The following is a 20,866-nucleotide window of genomic DNA, read 5'->3' as shown; positions in this document are numbered from 1 at the left end:
GGCGCCCCCGACAGGGGGCGTGCCGTCAGCCGGCGGCGTCGAGGCGGGAGCGGATCGCGCCGACCACCGCGTCGAACATCGGCTTGTCGAGCACGCCGGTGTTCACGTTGTAGCGCGAGGGATGGTAGCTGTCGGTGACGATCGGGGCGCCCGGGATCTGGTGCACCCGCCCGTGGCCGAAGGGGTAGGCGGAGAGGCGCGCACCGAGCGTGCGCAGCACGGCGTCGTGGGCGATCCGTCCGAGCGCCAGCACCACCTCGAGGCTCTGCATCGCCGCCATCGTCTCGGCGAGGAAGGCGCTGCACGTTCGGATCTCGACACCGGTCGGCTTGTTTTGCGGCGGCACGCAGCGCACCGCGTTGGTGACGGCGGCTCCATGCAGCACGAGGCCGTCGTCGATGCGGGCGTCGAAGGCGTGATTGGCGAAGCCGTGATCGGCGAGGGTTTCGTAGAGCAGCGTGCCGGCATAGTCGCCGGTGAACGGGCGGCCGGTGCGGTTGGCGCCGCCGAGGCCGGGTGCGAGGCCGACCACCAGGAGGCGCGCATCGCCGATCTCACCGAAGGTGGGCACCGGGGCGTTGTACCAATCGGGGTGGGCGTCCCGCGCCTGATGCCGAAAGGCGACGAGGCGCGGGCATTGCGGGCAGTCGAGCTGTGGATCGCGCACGTTGGGAGGCAGGACGCCCTTAGATATTGGCGGGAGCGTGGCGCGTCTCGCTGGTCGGGCGCTCGCGCGTGGGCCGCTCCGACGGATCGCGTCCGATGTCGGACTGCAGATCGGCAAGCTCGATGAAATGGTCGGCCTGACGGCGAAGATCGTCGGCGATCATCGGCGGCTGCGTCTGCAGCGTGGAGACGACGCTCACCTTCTTGCCCTTGCGCTGCACGGCTTCGGCGAGGCGGCGGAAGTCGCCGTCACCGGAGAACAGCACGACGTGGTCCACCTGCTCGGCGATCTCCATGGCATCGATGACGAGCTCGATGTCCATGTTGCCCTTGACCTTGCGGCGCCCGCTCTGGTCGTAGAATTCCTTCAGCGGCTTGGTCACGACGGTATAGCCGTTGTAATCGAGCCAATCGATCAGCGGGCGAAGCGTCGAGAACTCCTGGTCTTCGGCGAGGGCGGTGTAGTAGTAGGCGCGCAGGAGGTATCCCTTACGCCCAAATACGGCGAGGAGTCGCTTGTAGTCGATATCAAAACCGAGAGATCGCGCGGCGCTATACAAGTTGGCGCCATCAATGAACAACGCAATCTTCTCTCTAGGGTCGAACATTTGGTGTCTTTCTATATTTGTGCCGGGCGAAGGGCCGAGCTGAAAGTCGTCCTACCGTCATCGTGGCGAAGGGGCGTCATCGAGCGTCGGCGCGTCTGCCTGTCCTGCTCGCGGCGGTGGCACGTCACACGGAGCGTTTGACACTTGCGTCAATGCTCCCTGCTTGGTATTCGGCAGGCTTCTTGTCAACAGAAATTCGTGGGAGAGGACCATGGCGCGCGTCACGGTCGAAGATTGCGTCGACAAGGTCGAGAACCGCTTCGAGCTGGTGCTTCTCGCGAGCCACCGGGCTCGCATGATCTCGAGCGGTTCGCCGATCCAGGTTGATCGCGACAACGACAAGAATCCTGTGGTCGCCCTGCGCGAGATCGCCGACCAGCGACTCCACCCGGACGACCTCAAGGAAGATCTCATCCATTCGCTCCAGAAGAAGGTCGAGGTGGACGAGCCGGAGGCCGAGCCCGCCGCCGTCGCCGCGCCGTCATCGGGCGAGGATAGCATCGATCAGACCTTCGATTCCATGTCCGAGGAGGAACTTCTGCGGGCGATGGAGACGCTGGTGCCGCCGGAGCGGACGGAGGAGGTCTGAGCGAAGTCGGCACGGGGGCAACGGGTCAGGGGACAGGGTTGCACCATGCTGCGGACACCGGCGGACCCGGCGAGTGTGCCGGCCGGAGATACCGGCACCATTGAGCCGGCCACCCCCCGCCACCATCTGTCGGACGGGGCAGGAGAACCAGCGGTGCCCAGCCGTCCGATGATGCGGCAGTACGAGCTCGTCGAGCGCGTCGCCCAGTACAATCCCGATGTTGACGAGGCGCTGTTGAACCGCGCCTATGTCTACTCCATGCGCAAGCATGGCGATCAGAAGCGCGCCTCGGGGGATCCCTACTTCTCCCACCCCCTCGAGGTCGCCGCGATCCTGACCCAGATGCGGCTTGATGACGCGACCATCGCCACCGCGCTGCTGCACGACACCATCGAAGACACCGACGCCACGCGTCAGGAGATCGACCAGCTCTTCGGCGAGGAGATCGGCAAGCTCGTCGAAGGTCTCACCAAGATCGCCCGGCTGCACCTCGTCAACCAGGAGGACAAGCAGGGCGAGAATCTGCGCAAGCTGCTCCTCGCGGTGGCCGACGACGTGCGCGTCCTCCTCGTCAAGCTCGCCGACCGGCTGCACAACATGCGCACGCTGCACTACGTGCCGCCGGGCAAGCGCCGCCGCATCGCCGAAGAGACCATGGAGGTCTACGCCCCGCTCGCCGGCAAGATGGGCATCCAATGGATGCGCGAGGAGCTCGAGGCGCTCGCCTTCGCCGTGCTCTATCCGGAAGACCACACCTTCATCGAGAAGAAGCTCGCCGAGCGGCGCGCCCACGTCGGCCCGCTGCTCATCGACATCGAGACGGATCTGCGCCAGAAGCTCGCCGAAAATGACATCAAGGCGCGGGTGTCGGGGCGCGAGAAGAAGCCCTATTCGATCTTCCTGAAGATGAAGCGCAAGCACATCAACTTCGAGAATCTGTCCGACATCTACGCGTTCCGCATCATCGTCGACACGGTGCCGGAGTGCTACGCGGCGCTCGGGGTGATCCACACGATCTGGCAGTCCGTGCCGGGGCGCTTCAAGGATTACATCTCGACGCCGAAGCAGAACGACTACCAGTCGCTGCACACCACCGTGGTGGGGCCACGCAAGCAGCGGGTGGAGCTGCAGATCCGCACCCATGAGATGCATCGCGTCGCCGAATACGGCATCGCCGCCCACGTGCTCTACAAGGATCAGATGACGCGCGGCCACAGCCAGCTCGCCAAGGACTCCAACGCCTACGCCTGGCTGCGTCACACCATCGAGCTTCTGTCCGACGGAGGCAGCTCGGCGGAGTTCCTGGAGAACACCAAGCTCGAGCTGTTTCAGGATCGGGTGTTCTGCTTCACCCCGCGCGGCAAGCTCATCGCCCTGCCGCCGGGGGCGACACCGATCGATTTCGCCTACCAGGTGCACACCGACATCGGCAACACGTGCATCGGCTGCAAGATCAACGGCCGGTCGCGGCCGCTCGTGACGCCGCTTCAGAGCGGCGACGAGGTGGAGATCATCTGCAAGGCCGGGGCGACGCCGCCGTCAGCGTGGAACACGCTCGCGGTGACGGGCAAGGCCCGGGCCGCGATCCGCAAGGCCAACCGCGAGGCCGACCGGCGCAAGTTCATCCGCCTCGGCCAGCAGCTCATCGACAACGAGATCGCCCGCCGTGAGCTCTCCGACGAGCAGTCGCTGAAGCCCGATCTCGCCCTCGCCGCCGAGCGGCTGGGGGCGGCGGACCCCGAGGCGCTCGCCTTCGCGATCGGCAGCGGAGCGCTGGCGGCGAGCGCGGTGCTGACCGCCCTCGGCCACGCCGCCGAGCCTCTCGGCCCGCCGACCAACGGGATCCCGGTGCCGATCCGCGGCATCGGCGGCGATCTGCCGGTGAGCTTCGCCCCCCAGCACTACGCCATCCCGGGCGACAACATCGTCGGCATCCTGCAGCCGGGCGAGGGCGTCACCGTCTATCCCGCGACGGCGCGCGAGGCGCTCAGCCGCTACACCAACGAGCCGCAGCGCTGGCTGCCACTCAGCTGGGACCTTGACGGGGCGAAAGGTTCGCTATTTCCGGTAGGGGTGCGGGTGCTGGCGGCCAACGAACGGGGTGCTCTCGCGGAGGTGGCGGGCGCCATCGCCGAGGAGGGTGGCAACATCGATGATCTCTCCATGACGCAAAAGACCCCTCAATTTCGCGAGATGAACCTCCATATCGAGGTGGCGGACAAGGCGCATCTCGGGCGGATCATCGACAGGCTGAAGAGCCTGACGATCGTTTCGGAGGCGGCCCGCTCCGCGCATTGACGACCGGGCGCTCGTCCGGCCGGCCGGCCGAAAGGCGTCACAAGAGGATGAAGGATAGATGTTGTTTGCTCGCAGGGCGCGTCCCTCGCTGCCACAGCGCCTGCGCATCGCTGCCTGGCCGCGGCGTTCCTTTCGCCGGTCCTTCGTCTACTACAAGCACCGCGTCTTGCGTCTCGAAGCCTCTCCCCACGCCATCGCCGCCGGGGTGGCGGCGGGGGCTTTCGCCTCGTGCACCCCGCTTGTCGGCTTCCATTTTCTTCTCTCCTTCGCGCTCGCCTGGCTGATCGGCGGTTCGCTGATCGCCGCGGCGTTCGGCACGGCGGTGGGCAACCCGCTCACCTTCCCGTTCATCTGGCTGTCCTCCTTCCAGCTCGGCGAGGTCATTCTCGGGCGGTCGGAGAACTCGGTGTCGCCGCTCGATCTGGAGTTCTCCGTGGACCTCATGTGGAACTCCTTCGCCACGCTGTGGCCGACGCTGAAGCCGATGCTGATCGGCGGCGTCATCATCGGCTCGGTGGTGGGCGGCGTGCTCTACGTGCTGGTGCGCTCGGCGGTGCTCGTCTCCCGCTCGCTGCGGGAGGCGCGGCTCCAGGCCGCCATGGAGAGCGCCGCCGCCCTGCGCCACGCGCGGGCGCTCGACGCGGCCACCGCGCTGCGAACCGAGGCGGAGGTGGACGTGTCGAAGTCCGTCTCCGCCGCCAAGGATTGAGGCCGGATGATCCTCGGCATCGGCAGCGATCTGATGGACATTCGCCGCATGGAGCGGACGCTGTCGCGGTACGGAACGCGCTTCCTCGACCGCGTGTTCACCGCCGAGGAGCGGGCGCGCGCCGAGGGGACCGCCCAGACCGCGGCGTCCTACGCCAAACGATTTGCGGCCAAGGAGGCTTGCTCCAAGGCGCTCGGGTCGGGCATAGGCATGGGGGTGGCCTGGCGGGAGATGGGTGTCGTCAACCTGTCCTCCGGCCAGCCGACGATGCATCTCGCGGGCGGTGCCCAGGCCCGCCTCGACGCCATGCTTCCCGCGGGACACCGCGCCTCGATCCACCTGTCGATGACGGATGACTTCCCGCTGGCGCAGGCATTCGTGGTGATCGAAGCGTTGCCCCGGTAGGGCCGGCCCGGGTTCGGGCCACGCAACCGACGCCTTGTGCGTTCATTGCATGCTGGGCGTCGACGGATTATGTGAGCGTGTCCGCGCCAGGCGGTCCGCAGTCGGCGCGTGCGCAGTTGCGCGCCATCAAAGGGGTAATGATGAGCGTGGCGAAAGACAAGACTGCGGAGAAAGAGGGCGGTCTGTACGAGACGGTCAAGGTTATCATCCAGGCTCTGCTGATCGCCTTCGTGATCCGCACCTTCCTGTTTCAGCCTTTCAACATTCCTTCCGCATCGATGGTGCAGACCCTTCTGGTCGGCGATTATCTCTTCGTGTCGAAGTACGCATACGGTTATAGCCGCTATTCGATTCCCTTCGGCATCGTGCCGATCCCGGGGCGCATCTTCGCGTCGCAGCCGAAGCGGGGCGACATCGCTGTGTTCAAGCTGCCGAAGGACAACTCGACCGACTACATCAAGCGCGTGATCGGTCTGCCCGGCGACGAGATCCAGGTGACGGGCGGCGTTCTCTACATCAACGGCGAGGAGGTGCCGCGCGAGCGCGTCGCCGACTACGTCGACGTCGGGCCCAACGGTCGCGAGTTCCGCGCCCCGCGCTATCGCGAGACGCTACCCAACGGCGTATCCTACGAGGTCCTCGACACCGAGGAAAATGGCCTCTTCGACAACACGGGCATCTACAAAGTGCCCGAGGGGCACTATTTCATGATGGGCGACAACCGCGACAACTCCACCGACAGCCGGGCCCAGGCGTTCGTGGGCTACGTGCCGTTCGAGAACTTCGTGGGACGTGCTGAAGTGATTTTCTTCTCGATCCGGGAGGATACTCCGATCTGGCAGGTGTGGAACTGGCCCTGGGCGGTCCGCTGGGGTCGCATCTTCGACAGTCTGTGACGATGGGCGGTCGACGGGACGACGCCCTTCGCGCCCTGGAGGACGCGCTCGGCCATCGCTTCGCCGACCGCGCGGTGCTGGAGCGCGCGTTGATGCACGCGAGCGTGCACGACGACGGCCGCGGCGAGAGCTATCAGCGGCTCGAATTTCTCGGCGACCGCGTGCTGGGGCTCGCCATCGCCTCGCGCCTCTACGACGCCTTTCCGGGCGCCGACGAGGGCGATCTCGCCCGCCGCCTCAACGCGCTGGTGCGGCGCGAGGCGTGCGCCGACCGCGCGCTCGCCATGGGCATCAACAAGGCGCTGAAGCTCGGCGCCGCCGAAGCGCTCGCCGGCGGCCGCAAGAAGACCGCGATCCTCGCCGACGCCTGCGAGGCGGTGCTCGCCGCCGTCTATCTCGACGCCGGCTTCGGCGCGGCCGTCGGCGTGATCGACCGGGTGTGGGAGCCGCTGCTTGCCCGCGCCGACGAGCCGGAGCGCGATCCGAAGACCGCGCTCCAAGAGCGTCTGCAGGCCTCCGGTGGTCCGCCCCCCACCTATCGGCTCAAGGAGCGGACCGGGCCCGACCATCGGCCCCACTTCGTCATCGAGGTGGTGGGCTCGGACGGGGTGCTCGCGGTGGGCGAGGGGGGCTCCAAGCGAGAGGCCGAGCAGCAGGCGGCCCGCGCCGCCCTCGCCAGCCTTAGGGAGAGCGTCTGATGGTCGACGAAGCGACACCCGCGACCCCGCCGGCGCTCGGCGGCGTGGAGGGGGCACCCGCGGCCGAGGCCGCGCGCTGCGGCTTCGTCGCGCTGATCGGCGCGCCGAACGCGGGCAAGTCCACCCTCGTCAACGCTCTGGTCGGGGCGAAGGTCTCGATCGTCACCCACAAGGTGCAGACGACGCGCGCGACGGTGCGCGGCATCGCCCTCGCCGACGACACCCAGATCGTGCTCGTCGACACGCCCGGGATCTTCGCCCCCCGCCGCCGGCTCGACCGGGCGATGGTGAAGACCGCCTGGAATCACGCCTACGACGCCGATCGGGTGTGCCTCCTGATCGACGCGCGGCGCGGGCTCGACGAGGACAACGAGAAGATCCTCGAGGCGCTGACCGAGGTGCGGCTGCCGAAGTCGCTGATCCTGACGAAGATCGATCTCGTCGATCCGCCGACCCTCCTCGCCCTCGCCGAGAAGGCCAACGCGGTGACGGCGTTCGACGAAACCTTCATGATCTCGGCGAAGACCGGCGACGGGGTCGACGATCTGAAGGCGCACCTCGCCGCCTCGATGCCGCAGGGGCCGTGGCTCTATCCGGCGGATCAGATCTCCGACGTGCCGGCGCGCCAGCTCGCCGCCGAGATCACCCGCGAGCAGCTCACCCTGCGCCTCCACGACGAGCTGCCCTATTCGGCCACCGTCGAGACCGAGACGTGGAAGAGCCTGCGCGATGGCTCGGTGCGCATCGAGCAGGCCGTGTTCGTGGAGCGCGAGGGGCAGAAGAAGATCGTGCTCGGCGAAAAGGGCAAGACCATCCGGGCGATCTCGATGGCGGCGCGCAAGGAGATCGCCGAGATGGTCGGGGCGCCGGTGCATCTCTTCCTGTTCGTGAAGGTGCGCCCCCGCTGGACCGACGATCCGGAGCGCTACCGCGAGATGGGCCTCGACTTCTGGCGCTGACCGATGGAGTGGCGCGACGAAGCGATCATCCTGTCGGCCCGCCCCCTCGGCGAGAACTCGAAGATCGTGGAGGTCCTGACCCGGCGCGAAGGGCGGACGGCCGGCCTCGTCCGCGGCGCCCGCTCCAAGACGATGCGGGCCCTGCTGCAGCCCGGCAACCGCGTCGAGGCCACCTGGCGCGCCCGCCTCGACGATCAACTCGGCAGCCTGACGCTGGAGCTGATCGAGGCGCGGGCCGGGCTCGTGATGGAAAACGCCTGGGGGGCGTTCGGCCTCGGCGCCATGGCCTCGCTCCTCACCTTCCTGCCTGAGCGCGATCCCCATCCGCGCCTCTTCGCCGCCGCCGACGCCCTCGTCGGCGCCTTCGCCCTGCCGCCGGCGGCGGGCGAGGCGGGGGTGCGGTTCGAGCTGATCCTGTTGGAAGAGCTCGGCTTCGGCCTCGACCTGTCCGCCTGCGCGGCGACGGGGACGACCGACGATCTCGTCTACGTCTCGCCGCGGACGGGGCGTGCCGTGTGCCGGGAGGCGGGGGTGCCGTGGCGCGATCGGCTGCTGCCGCTGCCGGCCTTCCTCACCGTCAACGCGCCGGCGGACGCCCGGAGCGTCGCCGACGGCTTCCGCATGACCGGCCACTTCGTGGCGCGCGAGGTGGCGGGGCTCGTCAACAAGCCGATGCCGGCGGAGCGGGAGCGCTTCGTGCGGGCCGTGGTGAAGGCCATCGCGCGGGAGGAAGGGGTGGAGGCCTGAAGGGGGAGCTTGTGGCGGCCCCGGTCCATCATGCGGCGAGGCTGGCCCGGGGCTCGGGATCCGTCAACGGCTTCGCCGTCCTCCACGTGCGTTCCGGCCCTTCGGGTGACGGATCCCGAGCCCCGGGCCGTGGCGGTCGCATGACGGCTCCGGAGGAACGACCGGCCCGACTCTCCAGAGGAACGGGAGGGGTGCGCGCCGAGAAGGAGGGTGCCGGATCGCGGTTGCCGTGACGGTGGCGTGCCCGTCGAAGAGGCGGGGCGGTGTTCGGGCGAAGCGGGGGGATATCGGTGGACGCACGCCGTGGGCGATTGCCAAGGCGGGCGCCGCGCCCCTAAGTCGAAGAGCGTATGGAGGCGCGTCTTGGCTGAACCATCCGACGATCTGGTCGACCTCAAGGAGGCGCTCGAGGAGCGCTACCTCGCCTATGCGCTGTCGACCATCATGCACCGGGCGCTGCCCGACGTGCGCGACGGACTGAAGCCGGTCCACCGCCGCATCCTCTTCGCCATGCGCCAATTGCGGCTCGATCCGGGGTCCGCCTTCAAGAAGTCGGCCCGCGTGGTGGGCGACGTCATCGGTAAGTTCCACCCCCACGGCGACACTGCCGTCTACGACGCCCTCGTGCGCCTCGCCCAGGACTTCGCCGTGCGCTACCCGCTCGTCGACGGGCAGGGCAACTTCGGCACCGTCGACGGCGACGGCGCCGCGGCGATGCGCTACACCGAGGCGCGGATGACCGACGTCGCCCGCCTGCTGCTCGACGGGCTCGACGAGGACGCGGTCGACTTCCGCGACACCTACGACGGCTCCGAGCGGGAGCCGGTGGTGCTGCCGGGCGGCTTTCCCAACCTCCTCGCCAACGGCGCCTCCGGCATCGCCGTCGGCATGGCGACGAGCATTCCCCCGCACAACGCCGCCGAGATCGCCGATGCGGCGCTCCATCTCATCAAGCACCCCGACGCCCGCCTCGACACCATCCTCAAGATCGTCAAGGGGCCGGACTTTCCGACCGGCGGCATCATCGTGGAGACGCCGGAGGCGATCCACGAGGCCTACCGCACCGGCCGTGGCGGCTTCCGCACCCGCGCCCGCTGGGAGCGGGAGGAGGGGGCGCGCGGCGTCTGGCAGATCGTCGTCACCGAGATCCCCTATCAGGTGCAGAAGAGCCGGCTGATCGAGCGCATCGCCGAGCTTCTCGACGCGAAGAAGCTGCCGCTCCTCGGCGACATTCGCGACGAGAGTGCCGAGGACATCCGCATCGTCATCGAGCCGCGGGCGCGCACCGTCGACCCGGTGCTCCTGATGGAGAGCCTCTTCAAGCTCACCGACCTGGAATCGCGCATTCCGCTCAACATGAACGTCCTGATGGGCGGGCAGGTGCCGCGCGTGGTGGGGCTCGTGGAGGTGATCCGCGCCTGGCTCGACCACCTCAAGGAGGTGGCGGTGCGCCGGGCCGACCACCGCCTCGCCAAGGTGGTGCACCGGCTCGAGGTGCTCGACGGCTTCCTCGTCGTCTATCTCGACCTCGACAAGGTGATCCACATCATCCGCTACGCCGACGATGCGAAGGCCGAGCTGATCGCCGAGTTCAGCCTCACCGACGTGCAGGCCGAGGCGATCCTCAACATGCGGCTGCGCTCGTTGCGCCGTCTGGAGGAGATGGAGATCCGCAAGGAGCACGAGCGCCTCACCGCCGAGCGCGCCGAGCTCGAGGCGCTGCTCGGGTCGCAGGAGAAGCAGTGGGAGAAGGTCGCCGGCTCGGTGAAGGAGGTCCGCGAGACGTTCGGCCCGAAGACCGATCTCGGCCGCCGCCGGTCTGACTTCGCGATCGCCCCCGAAACCAGCGCCGACGAGGTGATGGAGGCGATGATCGAGCGGGAGCCGATCACCGTCGTGCTCTCCCAGAAGGGCTGGATCCGGGCGCTGAAGGGCCACGTGAAGGAGCTCGACGGCCTGCAATATCGCCAGGACGACGGGCCCGGCAGCGTGCTCTACGCGGAGACCACCGACAAGCTCCTGGTGCTCGCCTCCGACGGGCGCGTCTACACGATGGGCGCCGATAAGCTGCCCGGCGGGCGCGGGCACGGCGAGCCGCTGCGCCTCCTCCTGGAGCTCGAGGGCGGGGTGGAGATCGCCGCGCTCGTGGTGTTCGCCGCCGGCACGCAGTGGCTCGTCGCCTCCAAGGTGGGGCGCGGCTTCCTGGTGTCGGCCGACGACATGATCGGCACCACCAAGCGCGGCCGGCAGGTGATGATGCTCGCCGACGGCGACGTCGCCCATCGCCTGGTGCGGGCCGAAGGCGACCACGTGGCGGTGCTCGGTGACAACCGCAAGCTCCTGGTCTTCCCCATCGAGCAGGTGCCGACGCTTGCCAAGGGGCGCGGCGTGCGGCTGCAGAAATACCAGTCGGGCGGGCTCGCGGAGATCGGCGTGTTCGCCGCCGAGCAGGGTCTCACCTGGCGCGAGGAAGGCAATCGCCGGCCGACCAAGACGCTCGACCAGCTCGCCGACTATCGCGGTCAGCGGGCGGCGGCCGGCGCGCGCACCCGCGCCCGCAGCTTCGAGGGCTGACCGCTCGCCATCCCGCCCGCCTTCCCGACGAGGCGGTGCGGGTGCACGCGGCGGAGTTTCTCTATCGCCTCGGCGATCCGCGCACCCTGCCGATCGCGCTCGACGCGTGGGATGCGGCGAACGAGGCGGGGCGTTACAACATCATGGTGGTTCTGACGGGCGTCGCGCCGCAGGTGGGCGAGGTGGCCGCAGAGGCGGCACGGCCACGGCTCGAGGCGATCCGCGAGCGCGCCGATACCGGGCCGAAGACGCGCGCCCTCATCGGGCGGGTGATCGACGCGCTCGGCGCCTGAGCGGACCGGCGCTCAGGCGCGCACCCAGCCCCGCGGGCCGAGATGCTCCTGGGGCTGGAATCGCGTCTTGTAGGCCATCTTCTCCGAGCCACCGACCCAGTAGCCGAGATAGACGTAGGGGAGCCCCAGCTCGGCGGCGCGGCGGATGTGATCGAGGATCATGAAGGTGCCGAGGCTGTCGGCCTCAAGGTCCGGCTCGTAGAAGGAATAGACCATCGACAGCCCGTCGCCGAGAATGTCGGTGAGGGCGCAGGCGACGAGCGGGCCGCGCGTGCGCCCCGAGCCCGGTCGGCGATACTCGAAGAGGCGGGTGTCGACGTGGGTGTCCTCCACCATCATCGCATAGTCGAGCACGGTCATGTCGGCCATGCCGCCGTCGGCGTGGCGGCTGTCGAGATAGCCGCGGAACACCGAATATTGCTCGGAGGAGGGCAGCGCCGGGCGCTCCCGCCGCTCCAGATCGGCGTTGGTCTTCAGAACGCGGCGCAACGAGCGCGTCCAGTCGAACTCGTCCACCACCACGCGCACCGAGACGCAGGCGCGACAGCCCTCGCAGGCCGGCCGGTAGGCGATGTTCTGGCTGCGACGGAAGCCGCCTTGGGTGAGGAGATCGTTGAGCGGCTCGGCCCGCTCGCCCACGAGGTGGGTGAACACCTTCCGCTCGAACCGGTTGGGCAGGTACGGGCAAGGCGAGGGGGCGGTCAGATAGAATTGGGGGTGCTCGGTGACCCGCCGGACGGTGACGCGGCGGCGGGCCCTGATCGGCTTTTCGGTGGGGAGAGACGAGGCGGCCTCCGCCTCGGGTCGGGCGGTGGCACCTTCTCGGACACTCTCGTTGTCGTCGAAGCGGTCGTTCGACTTCACCATGGACCTCAGCCGGCCTCCTTGGGCGTTTGCCTGGATCGCCTACGGGGCGGGACCCCGGCGGACACCATCAAATACCGTACCACCATGGCGCGATGATTGAGAATGCGCCCCATAGTAGCAACACCAACGGCCCTCCTGCGACCAGAAAGTCACGATAGCGATAGTGGCCCGGTCCCATCACGAGGAGGTTCGTCTGGTAGGCGACCGGCGTCGCGAAGGACGCGTTAGCCGCCAAAATCACTGTGACGACGAAGGGTTCGGCTGGCAAGCCGAGGTGGCTCGCAAGGCCGATCGCGATGGGGGTGAAGAGCACCGCCGCCGCGTTGTTGGTCATGATGTTGGTGGTGAGGGCGATGATCATGAACAGGGCCGACATGACGATCGCCGGCGGCGCGTCGCGCAGGATCGACAGCATGGCGTTGGCGATGGTCTCGGCCCCGCCCGTCGCCTCCAGCGCGGTGGCCGAGGCGATCGCCGAGGCGATCAGCATGATGATGCGCCCGTCGACCACGCGCGAGGCTTGTCGCGTGTTGAGGCAGCGGCTGCACAGCATGGCGAAGGCGCCGAGGAGCGCCGCCACCACGATGGGCATGACGCCCGTCGCCGCCGCGGCCACCACCGCCAGGAAGATGCCGAGCGCCACCGGGGCCTTGCGTCGGTGGGGGACGTCGGCGGCGGTCCAGTCGATGAGGAGGACGTCGCGGTTGCCGCGCAGGTCCTCGATGGCCTTGCGGGGGCCGCCGAAGAGCAGCACGTCGCCCGCTTCCATGCGGATGTCGGCCATCGGCAGGCGCGGCATGCGGCTGCGCCGCTCGATGGCGAGCACCACGCAGCCGACCTCGCCCCGGAAGCCCGATTGGGAGACGGTGCGGCCGATGAGGCGCGAGCCGGGCGCCACGATCGCCTCCGCCAACGTGACGACGCCGGGCGGGCGGTCCGGTGCGCGCTCGGTCCCCCGCTCGCCGTCCGGTCGGCGATCCATCACCGTGCTCTGGGTGGAGAGGGCCTTTTCGAGCGCCTGGCGCGTCGCCGCCACGATCACGATGTCGCCCGGCTGCAGCGTCACGTTCTCGAACGGGGGCAGGTGGGGCCGCTCGCCGCGCTGGACGAGGCGCACGGTCATGTCCTTGAGCTGCGGGAACATACCCTTGTTGGACGTCGCGCCCACCAGCGGGTGGCCGGGCCGGATCGGAATCTCGGCGATGAACTGCTTGCCGCCGCCCGCCCGCATCGCCTCCGCCATCGAGCGGCGATTGGCGAGCAGCATCGGCATCACCCAGAGCACGTAGGGCAGGCCGATGGCGATCACGAGCAGCGCCACCGGGGTGAAGGAGAAGAAGCCGAGATCCACCGCGCCGGACTGGCGTGCCACGTTGGCGGCGAGAAGGTTGGTGGACGAGCCGATGAGCGTCGTCATGCCGCCGAGGATGGTGACGAAGGACAGCGGCATCAACAGCCGCGAGGTGGTCGACTTCAGCGTCGAGGCGAGGGTGGAGATGATGGGGATGAACATCACCACCACCGGGGTGTTGTTGAGGAAGGCCGACAGCGTGGCGATCATCACGAAGGTGATCGTGATGCCGATATTGCCCCGCTTGGCCACCCACCGCACCATCAGCTGGGCGGGCCGCTCGAGGGCGTCGGTGTGGAAGAGGCCCTGGCCGACGACCAGGAGGGCGAGGATGGTGATGAGGCCGGGATTGGCGAAGCCTTCCAGGAGCTGCGCGGCCGACAGCGTCGTGTCGCCCGCCGCCAGGCCGAGCACCACGAAGATGAACAGATAGGAGGCGAGCACACCGAGGCTGATCGCTTCGATGGAATAGCGCTCCGTCGCGTAGAGCACGGTGGAGAGGCCGATGATGGCGAGCGTCGCCATCATTGCGATATCGACATCCATCAGCAGTGTGTCTTGTCCACGTTCGGGGGTCTCCTCAGGTGCCGCGCGCTGTTTTGGCCCAGCGGGCGGCGTCGGTCAAAATCGGCCGTCCACATGATCGGTCAGGTTGATGGTCAAGCCGGTGGCCCGCACGCCTTCCATGACGGCGTCGGTATGGCGGTCGTCGCGGGTCTCGATGGTGAGGCGCACCGCCGTTTCCCGGGCTAGATGCGTGAGGGCGAGGCGGTTGTGAGTCACCTCCAGAATGTTGCCGCCGGCGGCGCCGATGGCGGAGGTGAGGCGGGCGAGCACGCCCGGCTCGTCGGCGAACGAGGCCTCCAGCGACACGATGCGCCGCTCGCGGGCGAGCTCGCGCACCATGATCGAGGCGAGAAGGCGCGGATCGATGTTGCCGCCGCACAGGACGAGGCCCACGTTGCGGCCGCGGAAATGGTCCGGCTCGGTCAGCATCGCCGCGAGGCCGGCGGCCCCGGCGCCCTCCGCCATCGATTTCTGCAGCGTGATGTGGGCGTTGACCGCCCGCTCCAGCGTCGGCTCGTCGACGAGGATGATGCGCTCGACGAGCTCGCGGATGATGGGGAGCGTCAGCTTGCCCACGGCCTTCACCGCGATGCCCTCGGCGAGCGTGGTGCCGCCGCAGCGCGCCTCGCGCCCGGCAAGGGCGGCGTGGGCGGAGGGGTAGAGCGCGGCCTCGACGCCGATGATGCGGATCGACGGCTTGATGTGGCGGGCCGCGGTGGCGATGCCGGCGATCAGCCCGCCCCCGCCGATGGGCACGACGATCGTGTCGAGCTCGGGCACCGCCTCCAGCATCTCGATCCCCACCGTGCCCTGGCCGGCGATGATGGCGGGGTCGTCGTAGGGGTGGATGATGATGCGCCCTTCCGCGGCGGCGAGCTCGGCGCAGGCGACGGCGCTCTCGGCGAGCGTCTCGCCGGAGAGCACCACGCGCGCGCCGTGCGCCTCGGTGGCTGCGACCTTCACGAAGGGCGTGCGCTCCGGCATCACGATGGTCGCCGAGATGCCGAGCCGGGCGGCGTGATAGGCGACCGCCTGGGCATGGTTGCCTGCCGACATGGCGGTGACGCCGGCGGCGCGCTCCGCCTCGGTGAGCGAGGCGAGCTTGATGACCGCGCCGCGCTCCTTGAAGGCCCCGATCGGCTGAAGATTCTCGTATTTCACCCAGACATTGGCGCCGGTGAGGGCGGACAGGCGCGGCGCCGGCAGGCACGGCGTGTGCAGCACCATGCCCTGGAGCTGCAGCGCCGCGTCCGCGATGTCGGCGAAGCTGATCGCCGACGCGTTCGGGGCAGACGTCGAGGTGTCGGGGCGTGTCATCGGGGAATGTGCCGGTGTCAGCCTGCCGCGAGGCGCCGGGCGATGCGCGGCGCGTGGTAGGTGAGGATGCCGTCGGCGCCGGCGCGCTTGAAGCCGCCGACGGCTTCGAGCATCGCCTTCTCGCCGTCGATCCAGCCGTTCCGCGCGGCCGCCTCGATCATCGCATATTCGCCCGACACCATGTAGGCGAAGGTGGGTACGCCGAAGCGCTCCTTCACGCGCCAGACGATGTCGAGATAGGGCATGCCGGGCTTCACCATCACCATGTCGGCGGCCTCGGCGATGTCGAGCTCCACCTCGCGCAGCGCCTCCAGCGCGTTGAGCGGGTCGAGCTGGTAGGTCCGCTTGTCGCCCTTCAGCGCCGACGAGGCGCCGACCGCGTCGCGGAACGGGCCGTAGAAGGCGGAGGCGAACTTCGCCGCATAGGCCATGATCTGCACGTTCTCGTGGCCGGCGGCATCGAGCGCGGCGCGGATCGCGCCGATGCGCCCGTCCATCATGTCCGATGGGGCGATGATGTGGCAGCCCGCCTCCACCTGCACCATCGCCTGGGCGACGAGGGCGGAGATCGTCGCATCGTTGACGATCTCGTCACCGACCATCAGCCCGTCGTGACCGTGGCTCGTGTAGGGGTCGAGGGCGACGTCGGTCATGATGCCGAGGCCGGGGGTGCGGCGGGCGATCTCGCGGCAGGCGCGGCAGACGAGATTGTCGGGGTTGGCGGCTTCCGAACCGAGCGGATCGCGCTTGTCGGCCTTGGTGTAGGGGAAGAGGGCGATCGCCGGAATGCCGAGCGCGACGGCCTCCTCGGCGGCGGCGCCGATCTCGTCGACGGAGAGGCGGTCGACGCCCGGCATCGAGGGCACGGGCTCGCGCGTCGCGGTTCCCTCGGTCACGAACATCGGCCAGATCAGGTCGTCCACCGTCAGCGTATGCTCGCGCACGAGGCGGCGCGACCACTCGGTGCGGCGATTGCGGCGCATGCGACGGCCGCGCAGAATGTCCGCCATATCCGGCGTGAAGTGACGCTGTTCCAGATCCATGGGACTCCCCCGCGGCTGGCGTGAAACTAGAGCATCGACCCGGCCGCCGTCCATTGGTCTCGACGCCGTCCCCAGCGAGCGCAGTTGACGCGGCCGTCGACGGGAGGGAGTGTCGCCGCCCGAGAGCGGGAAACGAGCGCCATGGATGGGGCGGGGAACGAGCGCCATGGATTTTGACCTCAGCGAGGACCAGCGCGCCATTCGCGAGATGGCCGAGAGCTTCGCGGCCGAGCGCATCGCCCCGTTCGCCGCCCAATGGGACCGCGACGAGACCTTTCCGGTGGAAACGCTGCGGGAGGCGGCCGCGCTCGGCTTCGGCGCCCTCTTCGTCGACGAGGCCTACGGCGGGACCGGCCTCGGCCGGCTCGAGGGAACGCTGGTGTTCGAGGCGCTCGCGCGCGCTTGCCCCTCCACCGCCGCCTACATCTCGATCCACAACATGGTGGCGGCGGTGATCGGCCGCTTCGGCTCCGACGCGCTGCGGCAAACGCATCTGCCGCCGCTCGCCACCATGGCGCACTTCGCAAGCTACTGCCTCACCGAGCCCGGCGCGGGCTCCGACGCCGCGAGCCTCACGACCCGTGCCCGCCGCGACGGCGACGACTACGTCATCGACGGCGCCAAGGCGTTCATCTCCGGCGGCGGGGCGGCCGACCTCTATCTCGTGATGGCGCGCACCGGTGGCGACGGGCCTGGCGGGATCAGCGCGATCCTCGTCGAGAACGGTACCCCCGGCCTCTCCTTCGGGGCGCAGGAGGAAAAGCTCGGCTGGCATTCGCAGCCGACGGCGGCGGTGATCTTCGACGGCTGCCGCGTCCCGGCGAGCAACCTCGTGGGCGGGGAGGGGGACGGTTTCCGCATCGCGATGGCCGGGCTCGACGGCGGGCGCCTCAACATCGGGGCGTGCTCGCTCGGGGCGGGCCAGGCGGCGATGGAGCTCGCCCGCGACCACCTCAAGGAGCGCCGCCAGTTCGGCCGGCCGCTCGAAGCCTTCCAGGCGCTGCAATTCCGCCTCGCCGACATGGCGACGGGGCTCGAGGCGGCGCGCCTCCTCCTCCACAAGGCCGCTGCCGCCGTCGATGCCGGCCGCGCCGAGGCGACGGCCCTCGCTGCGATGGCGAAGCGCCTCGCCACCGACACCGGCTTCGACGTCGTCAACCAGGCGCTTCAGCTTCACGGCGGATACGGCTATCTGCGGGACTATCCGCTGGAGCGCTATGTGCGCGACCTGCGCGTCCACCAGATCCTGGAAGGCACCAACGAGATCATGCGCGTCATCATCGCCCGTCACCTCCTCGGCCCCGCCTCGCGATGAGCGAGATCGTGTTCGAAACCGCCGGCCGGGCGGGGGTCGTCACCCTCGACCGGCCGAAGGCGCTCAACTCCTTGAGCGAGGCGATGGTCCGCTCCCTCAAGGAGGCGCTCGAAGAGTGGCGGCGGGACGACCGGGTCGAGCGCGTCGTGCTGAAGGCGGAGGGCAAGGCGTTCTGCGCCGGCGGCGACGTCCTCGACGTCTACGCGCGCCGCGCCGGGGCGGTGGACTTCTTCGGCGTGGAGTATCAGACGGACCTTCTGACGGGCCTCTATGAAAAGCCCATCGTGGCGCTGCTCGACGGGGTGTGCATGGGCGGCGGGGTCGGCATCTCCGGTCACGGCTCGCATCGCGTCGCGACGGACAATCTCGTCTTCGCGATGCCCGAGGTGGGGATCGGCCTCTTTCCCGACGTCGGCGCCAGCCACATTCTTTCCCGCCTTCCCGGCGAAAGCGGCATGTGGCTCGCTCTGACCGGCAGTCGCGTCGGACGGGACGAGGCGGCCGCGTTGGGGATCGTCACCCATCCGATCGACGCGGGGCGCCTCGGCGACGCCCTCGACCGCGCCGTTCACGCCCGTGGTCTCGACGGTGCGCTCGACGAGCTCGTGGTGAAGACGGCGCCGCGCGACGACGAGGCGGCGAAGATGATCGACGCCGCCTTCGCCGGCGACGACATCATGATGATGCTCGAGCGCCTCAACGAGGCGGCGGCCGATTCCGAGCTCGCCGCGAAGGCGGTGAAGGCGATCGGCCAGAAGTCCCCGACGAGCCTCATGATCACCGTGCGGCAGCTGCGGGAGGCGACCGAAAAGTCGCTGACCGAGTGCCTTGCGACCGACTTCCGCATCGTCTCGCGCGTGCTCGAAGGACCCGACCTCTACGAGGGCATCCGGGCGCTGCTCGTGGACAAGGACAACGCGCCGCGTTGGGACCCGGCCCGGCTCGATCAGGTCGATCCCGACGAGATCGCGGTGTACTTCGCCGTGCCGCCGCACGGCGATCTCGATCTGAGTGGTGCCGCCATATGAGTTCCGACACTCCGAAGGGCGATCCCGCCAAACCGAAGGGCGCCGCCGCCGAGATCAAGGGCGCTTCCGCCAAGGAAAAGGGTGGTTCCGCGAAGGAAAAGGGCGGTGGCCCACAGGGCGAGGCCGTGCGGGAAAAGAGCGAGGCCGGCAAGGCGGGACGCGCCGCGGCAGGGGCGACGCCCCGGCCGGCGAAGCCGCCGGCGCGTAAGCCCGCCCCCACCGAGGCGGCGAAGGGCGAGGCCTCGGCGCCGGCGAAGGTGCCGGCACCGAGCGCGAGCGGCCCGCGCGCCGAGAGGGATCGGGGGACGCTCCAGCCGAGCGGGCCCGTCAAGGGCGGCTCCGTCGCGAAGTCCGGTGCCCTGGTGCGCGCGTCCGGCTCCGAAAAGACCGGGGCGACGGGTCGCCCCGCCGGCACGCCGCGCGAGGTGAAGGCGGAGGCGGTCGCTCCCGCCGAACAGGCGCTCGCGTCCCCGGCGAAGCCGACGCCGCCGGCCAATCTGCCGGCTGTGGTGGCGCCGGCTCCGCCGCAGCCGACGCCCGCGGCGCCGGCCGCCGCTGCCGCCGCGCCGTCGCGGCCCGTCAAGCCGCCGAAAGCCTCGCGCAAGAAGGAGGCCGGCGACACCACGCTGCGCCGCAACCCCCGGGCGGCCAATTTCTCGGCGATGTCGCTCGACACGCCCCTTGCCCAGCGCGAGGAGCGGCCGGAGCCGCTGCGCGCGGTGACGGCCATCATCATGAAGGTGGCGGGGATCGCCTGGCTCGCCGGTGCGATCATCATCTGGGGCCGGCTGGTGGGCTATCTGGAGTCCAGCCTCAATCCGGGCTGGCACGCCGCCGACGGGCCCTGGCTCACCACCATCGTGGCCGCCGTCGCCTATCCGGTGGTGTCCATCGGCCTCTGGCTCGGCGGAAGCTGGGGCGTCGTGGTGTGGGCGGCGGCGATCGGGGCGGGGGTGGCGCTCGCCGTGCTCAATCCGATGCTGTTGCCGTTCGGCCCGGCGGCGCTCCTGAGCAACCTCGTCGTCTTCCTCGTCGTCACCTCGCTCGGGGCGCTGATGGCCTGGCGACGGCGCGCCGACGAGCTCGATTGACGGCGTGACGGTCGGGTGCCCCATTTCGCTTGTGACGCAAATGCCACGAAGCGCTCGTTAACCCTCTGTTCACGCTGACGCTTAAGCACCGCTTTAGTGCAGAAGCGGACCCTGCCTCAAAACGCGCCTGCAAAAGCGGGCAAAGATTAATGAGGCAGACAATGAATTTAGCGGTGCGGCAGGCGGATCGGGACGGGGCCACGGGGGCGCCCGTCGCAACGGAAGCGCGGGAGGCCTACCTTGAGACGATCCGTCTCATCGAGCGCGCCCACCGCCGCTTCCTGGACGTCGTGAAAGACGAGCTCGACCGGCTCGGTCGAGAGGAGGTCAACAACGTGCAGGCCGTGCTCTTGCACAATGTGGGCTGCGAGGAGCTGACGCCGAGCGAGCTGAAGTCGCGCGGCTACTATCTCGGCTCCAACGTCTCCTACAACCTGAAGAAGCTCGGCGAACTCGGCTATCTGACGCAGCGCCGCTCGACGCGGGACCGCCGCACGGTGCGCATCGCCGTCACCGACAAGGGGGCGGAGATCGCCAACATCGTCGAAGGTCTGCTCGACCGCCACATGCGCTCGCTCGGGCCGATCGGCGGGGTCGAAGCCGACAGCCTCGATGGAGCGACCCAAACCTTGCGCCGTCTCGACCGTTTCTGGAAGGATCAGGTCCTCTATCGGCTCTGAGGTTTTCCGATTCGTCGGAAGGGTGCAAGCGAGGCTCGCCGCGCGGCGACCAAATCAATTTGATCGATCCTGCGTTGTTCCGAACCCCCAAAGCGTGTTACCGCCTTGGGGGTTCATGTATGTGTGTCGGGGGTTGGCGTGGCTGTGACGAGCGATGGTGTTCCG

General features: G+C 69.1%; 20 protein-coding genes. 14 read left to right on the top strand and 6 right to left on the bottom strand.

The features are described from left to right. Positions 1–25: 25 nt before the first annotated feature. Both JCR33_RS21045 and JCR33_RS21040 read right to left on the bottom strand, forming a co-directional pair. Positions 26–667, bottom strand: a complete 642-nt coding sequence (locus JCR33_RS21045) for a uracil-DNA glycosylase (RefSeq protein ID WP_332461246.1) — start codon at positions 665–667, stop codon at positions 26–28. A 19-nt stretch (positions 668–686) separates the two neighbouring features. Further along, entirely contained in the window at positions 687–1,274 is a 588-nt protein-coding gene (locus JCR33_RS21040; protein ID WP_198884101.1) for a LabA-like NYN domain-containing protein, read from the bottom strand. 211 nt (positions 1,275–1,485) lie between these two features. Between JCR33_RS21040 and rpoZ the strand changes: the two genes are divergently transcribed. The 10 genes from rpoZ to JCR33_RS20990 all read left to right on the top strand — a co-directional run bounded on the left by rpoZ (position 1,486) and on the right by JCR33_RS20990 (position 11,442). After that, a complete protein-coding gene (gene rpoZ, locus JCR33_RS21035; RefSeq protein WP_198884100.1) occupies positions 1,486–1,863 on the top strand; it encodes a DNA-directed RNA polymerase subunit omega in 378 nt (125 codons plus the stop codon). A gap of 168 nt (positions 1,864–2,031) precedes the next feature. Next, positions 2,032–4,161: a RelA/SpoT family protein gene (locus tag JCR33_RS21030; RefSeq protein ID WP_198884164.1), complete on the top strand. Its 2,130-nt coding sequence runs from the start codon at positions 2,032–2,034 to the stop codon at positions 4,159–4,161. 58 nt (positions 4,162–4,219) lie between these two features. After that, positions 4,220–4,870, top strand: a complete 651-nt coding sequence (locus JCR33_RS21025) for a DUF2062 domain-containing protein (protein ID WP_198884099.1) — start codon at positions 4,220–4,222, stop codon at positions 4,868–4,870. Positions 4,871–4,876: 6 nt separating this feature from the next. Continuing rightward, complete coding sequence (acpS, locus tag JCR33_RS21020) at positions 4,877–5,275, top strand: holo-ACP synthase (protein WP_198884098.1); 399 nt, start codon at positions 4,877–4,879, stop codon at positions 5,273–5,275. Positions 5,276–5,415: 140 nt separating this feature from the next. After that, positions 5,416–6,171 carry a signal peptidase I gene (gene lepB, locus JCR33_RS21015; RefSeq protein ID WP_198884163.1) on the top strand — a complete coding sequence of 252 codons (756 nt, stop codon included), beginning with the start codon at positions 5,416–5,418 and terminating at the stop codon, positions 6,169–6,171. A gap of 2 nt (positions 6,172–6,173) precedes the next feature. Further along, entirely contained in the window at positions 6,174–6,869 is a 696-nt protein-coding gene (gene rnc / locus JCR33_RS21010) for a ribonuclease III (protein ID WP_198884097.1), read from the top strand. Beyond that, on the top strand, positions 6,869–7,828 hold the full coding sequence (era, locus tag JCR33_RS21005) for a GTPase Era (RefSeq protein WP_198884096.1): 960 nt from the start codon (positions 6,869–6,871) through the stop codon (positions 7,826–7,828). The genes rnc and era overlap by 1 nt, the downstream gene beginning before the upstream one ends. Positions 7,829–7,831: 3 nt before the next feature. Beyond that, positions 7,832–8,575, top strand: coding sequence for a DNA repair protein RecO (recO, locus tag JCR33_RS21000; protein WP_198884095.1), 744 nt, complete (start codon positions 7,832–7,834; stop codon positions 8,573–8,575). 363 nt (positions 8,576–8,938) lie between these two features. Beyond that, positions 8,939–11,149 (top strand): DNA topoisomerase IV subunit A, encoded by a 2,211-nt coding sequence (gene parC / locus JCR33_RS20995; protein ID WP_198884094.1) that lies wholly within the window; start codon positions 8,939–8,941, stop codon positions 11,147–11,149. Between the two features lie 35 nt (positions 11,150–11,184). Further along, entirely contained in the window at positions 11,185–11,442 is a 258-nt protein-coding gene (locus tag JCR33_RS20990) for a hypothetical protein (RefSeq protein WP_211110479.1), read from the top strand. A gap of 12 nt (positions 11,443–11,454) precedes the next feature. Here JCR33_RS20990 and JCR33_RS20985 read toward each other — a convergent pair whose 3' ends face one another. From JCR33_RS20985 to hemB, 4 genes are all read right to left on the bottom strand, one after another. Beyond that, the gene (locus JCR33_RS20985) at positions 11,455–12,309 is read right to left on the bottom strand and encodes an arginyltransferase (protein WP_198884092.1); all 855 of its coding nucleotides are present in this window, start codon (positions 12,307–12,309) and stop codon (positions 11,455–11,457) included. Between the two features lie 67 nt (positions 12,310–12,376). Then, entirely contained in the window at positions 12,377–14,206 is a 1,830-nt protein-coding gene (locus tag JCR33_RS20980; protein WP_232372735.1) for an SLC13 family permease, read from the bottom strand. 75 nt (positions 14,207–14,281) lie between these two features. Then, positions 14,282–15,544: a threonine ammonia-lyase gene (locus JCR33_RS20975; RefSeq protein WP_198884091.1), complete on the bottom strand. Its 1,263-nt coding sequence runs from the start codon at positions 15,542–15,544 to the stop codon at positions 14,282–14,284. A 17-nt stretch (positions 15,545–15,561) separates the two neighbouring features. Further along, positions 15,562–16,587, bottom strand: a complete 1,026-nt coding sequence (gene hemB, locus JCR33_RS20970) for a porphobilinogen synthase (protein WP_232372734.1) — start codon at positions 16,585–16,587, stop codon at positions 15,562–15,564. 166 nt (positions 16,588–16,753) lie between these two features. Here hemB and JCR33_RS20965 point away from each other — a divergent pair, with 166 nt between their 5' ends. The 4 genes from JCR33_RS20965 to JCR33_RS20950 all read left to right on the top strand — a co-directional run bounded on the left by JCR33_RS20965 (position 16,754) and on the right by JCR33_RS20950 (position 20,701). Next, the gene (locus JCR33_RS20965) at positions 16,754–17,902 is read left to right on the top strand and encodes an acyl-CoA dehydrogenase family protein (protein WP_198884090.1); all 1,149 of its coding nucleotides are present in this window, start codon (positions 16,754–16,756) and stop codon (positions 17,900–17,902) included. 8 nt (positions 17,903–17,910) lie between these two features. Beyond that, complete coding sequence (locus JCR33_RS20960; RefSeq protein ID WP_198884089.1) at positions 17,911–18,930, top strand: enoyl-CoA hydratase/isomerase family protein; 1,020 nt, start codon at positions 17,911–17,913, stop codon at positions 18,928–18,930. Continuing rightward, positions 18,927–20,021 (top strand): DUF6163 family protein, encoded by a 1,095-nt coding sequence (locus JCR33_RS20955; protein ID WP_198884088.1) that lies wholly within the window; start codon positions 18,927–18,929, stop codon positions 20,019–20,021. The genes JCR33_RS20960 and JCR33_RS20955 overlap by 4 nt, the downstream gene beginning before the upstream one ends. Before the next feature lie 161 nt (positions 20,022–20,182). Continuing rightward, positions 20,183–20,701 (top strand): MarR family winged helix-turn-helix transcriptional regulator, encoded by a 519-nt coding sequence (locus tag JCR33_RS20950; RefSeq protein WP_198884087.1) that lies wholly within the window; start codon positions 20,183–20,185, stop codon positions 20,699–20,701. Positions 20,702–20,866: the final 165 nt, after the last annotated feature.

The sequence above is a fragment of the Acuticoccus mangrovi genome (genome assembly GCF_016411865.1).
GTDB lineage: Bacteria > Pseudomonadota > Alphaproteobacteria > Rhizobiales > Amorphaceae > Acuticoccus > Acuticoccus mangrovi.
This window is presented reverse-complemented; position numbering and strand designations above follow the sequence as displayed.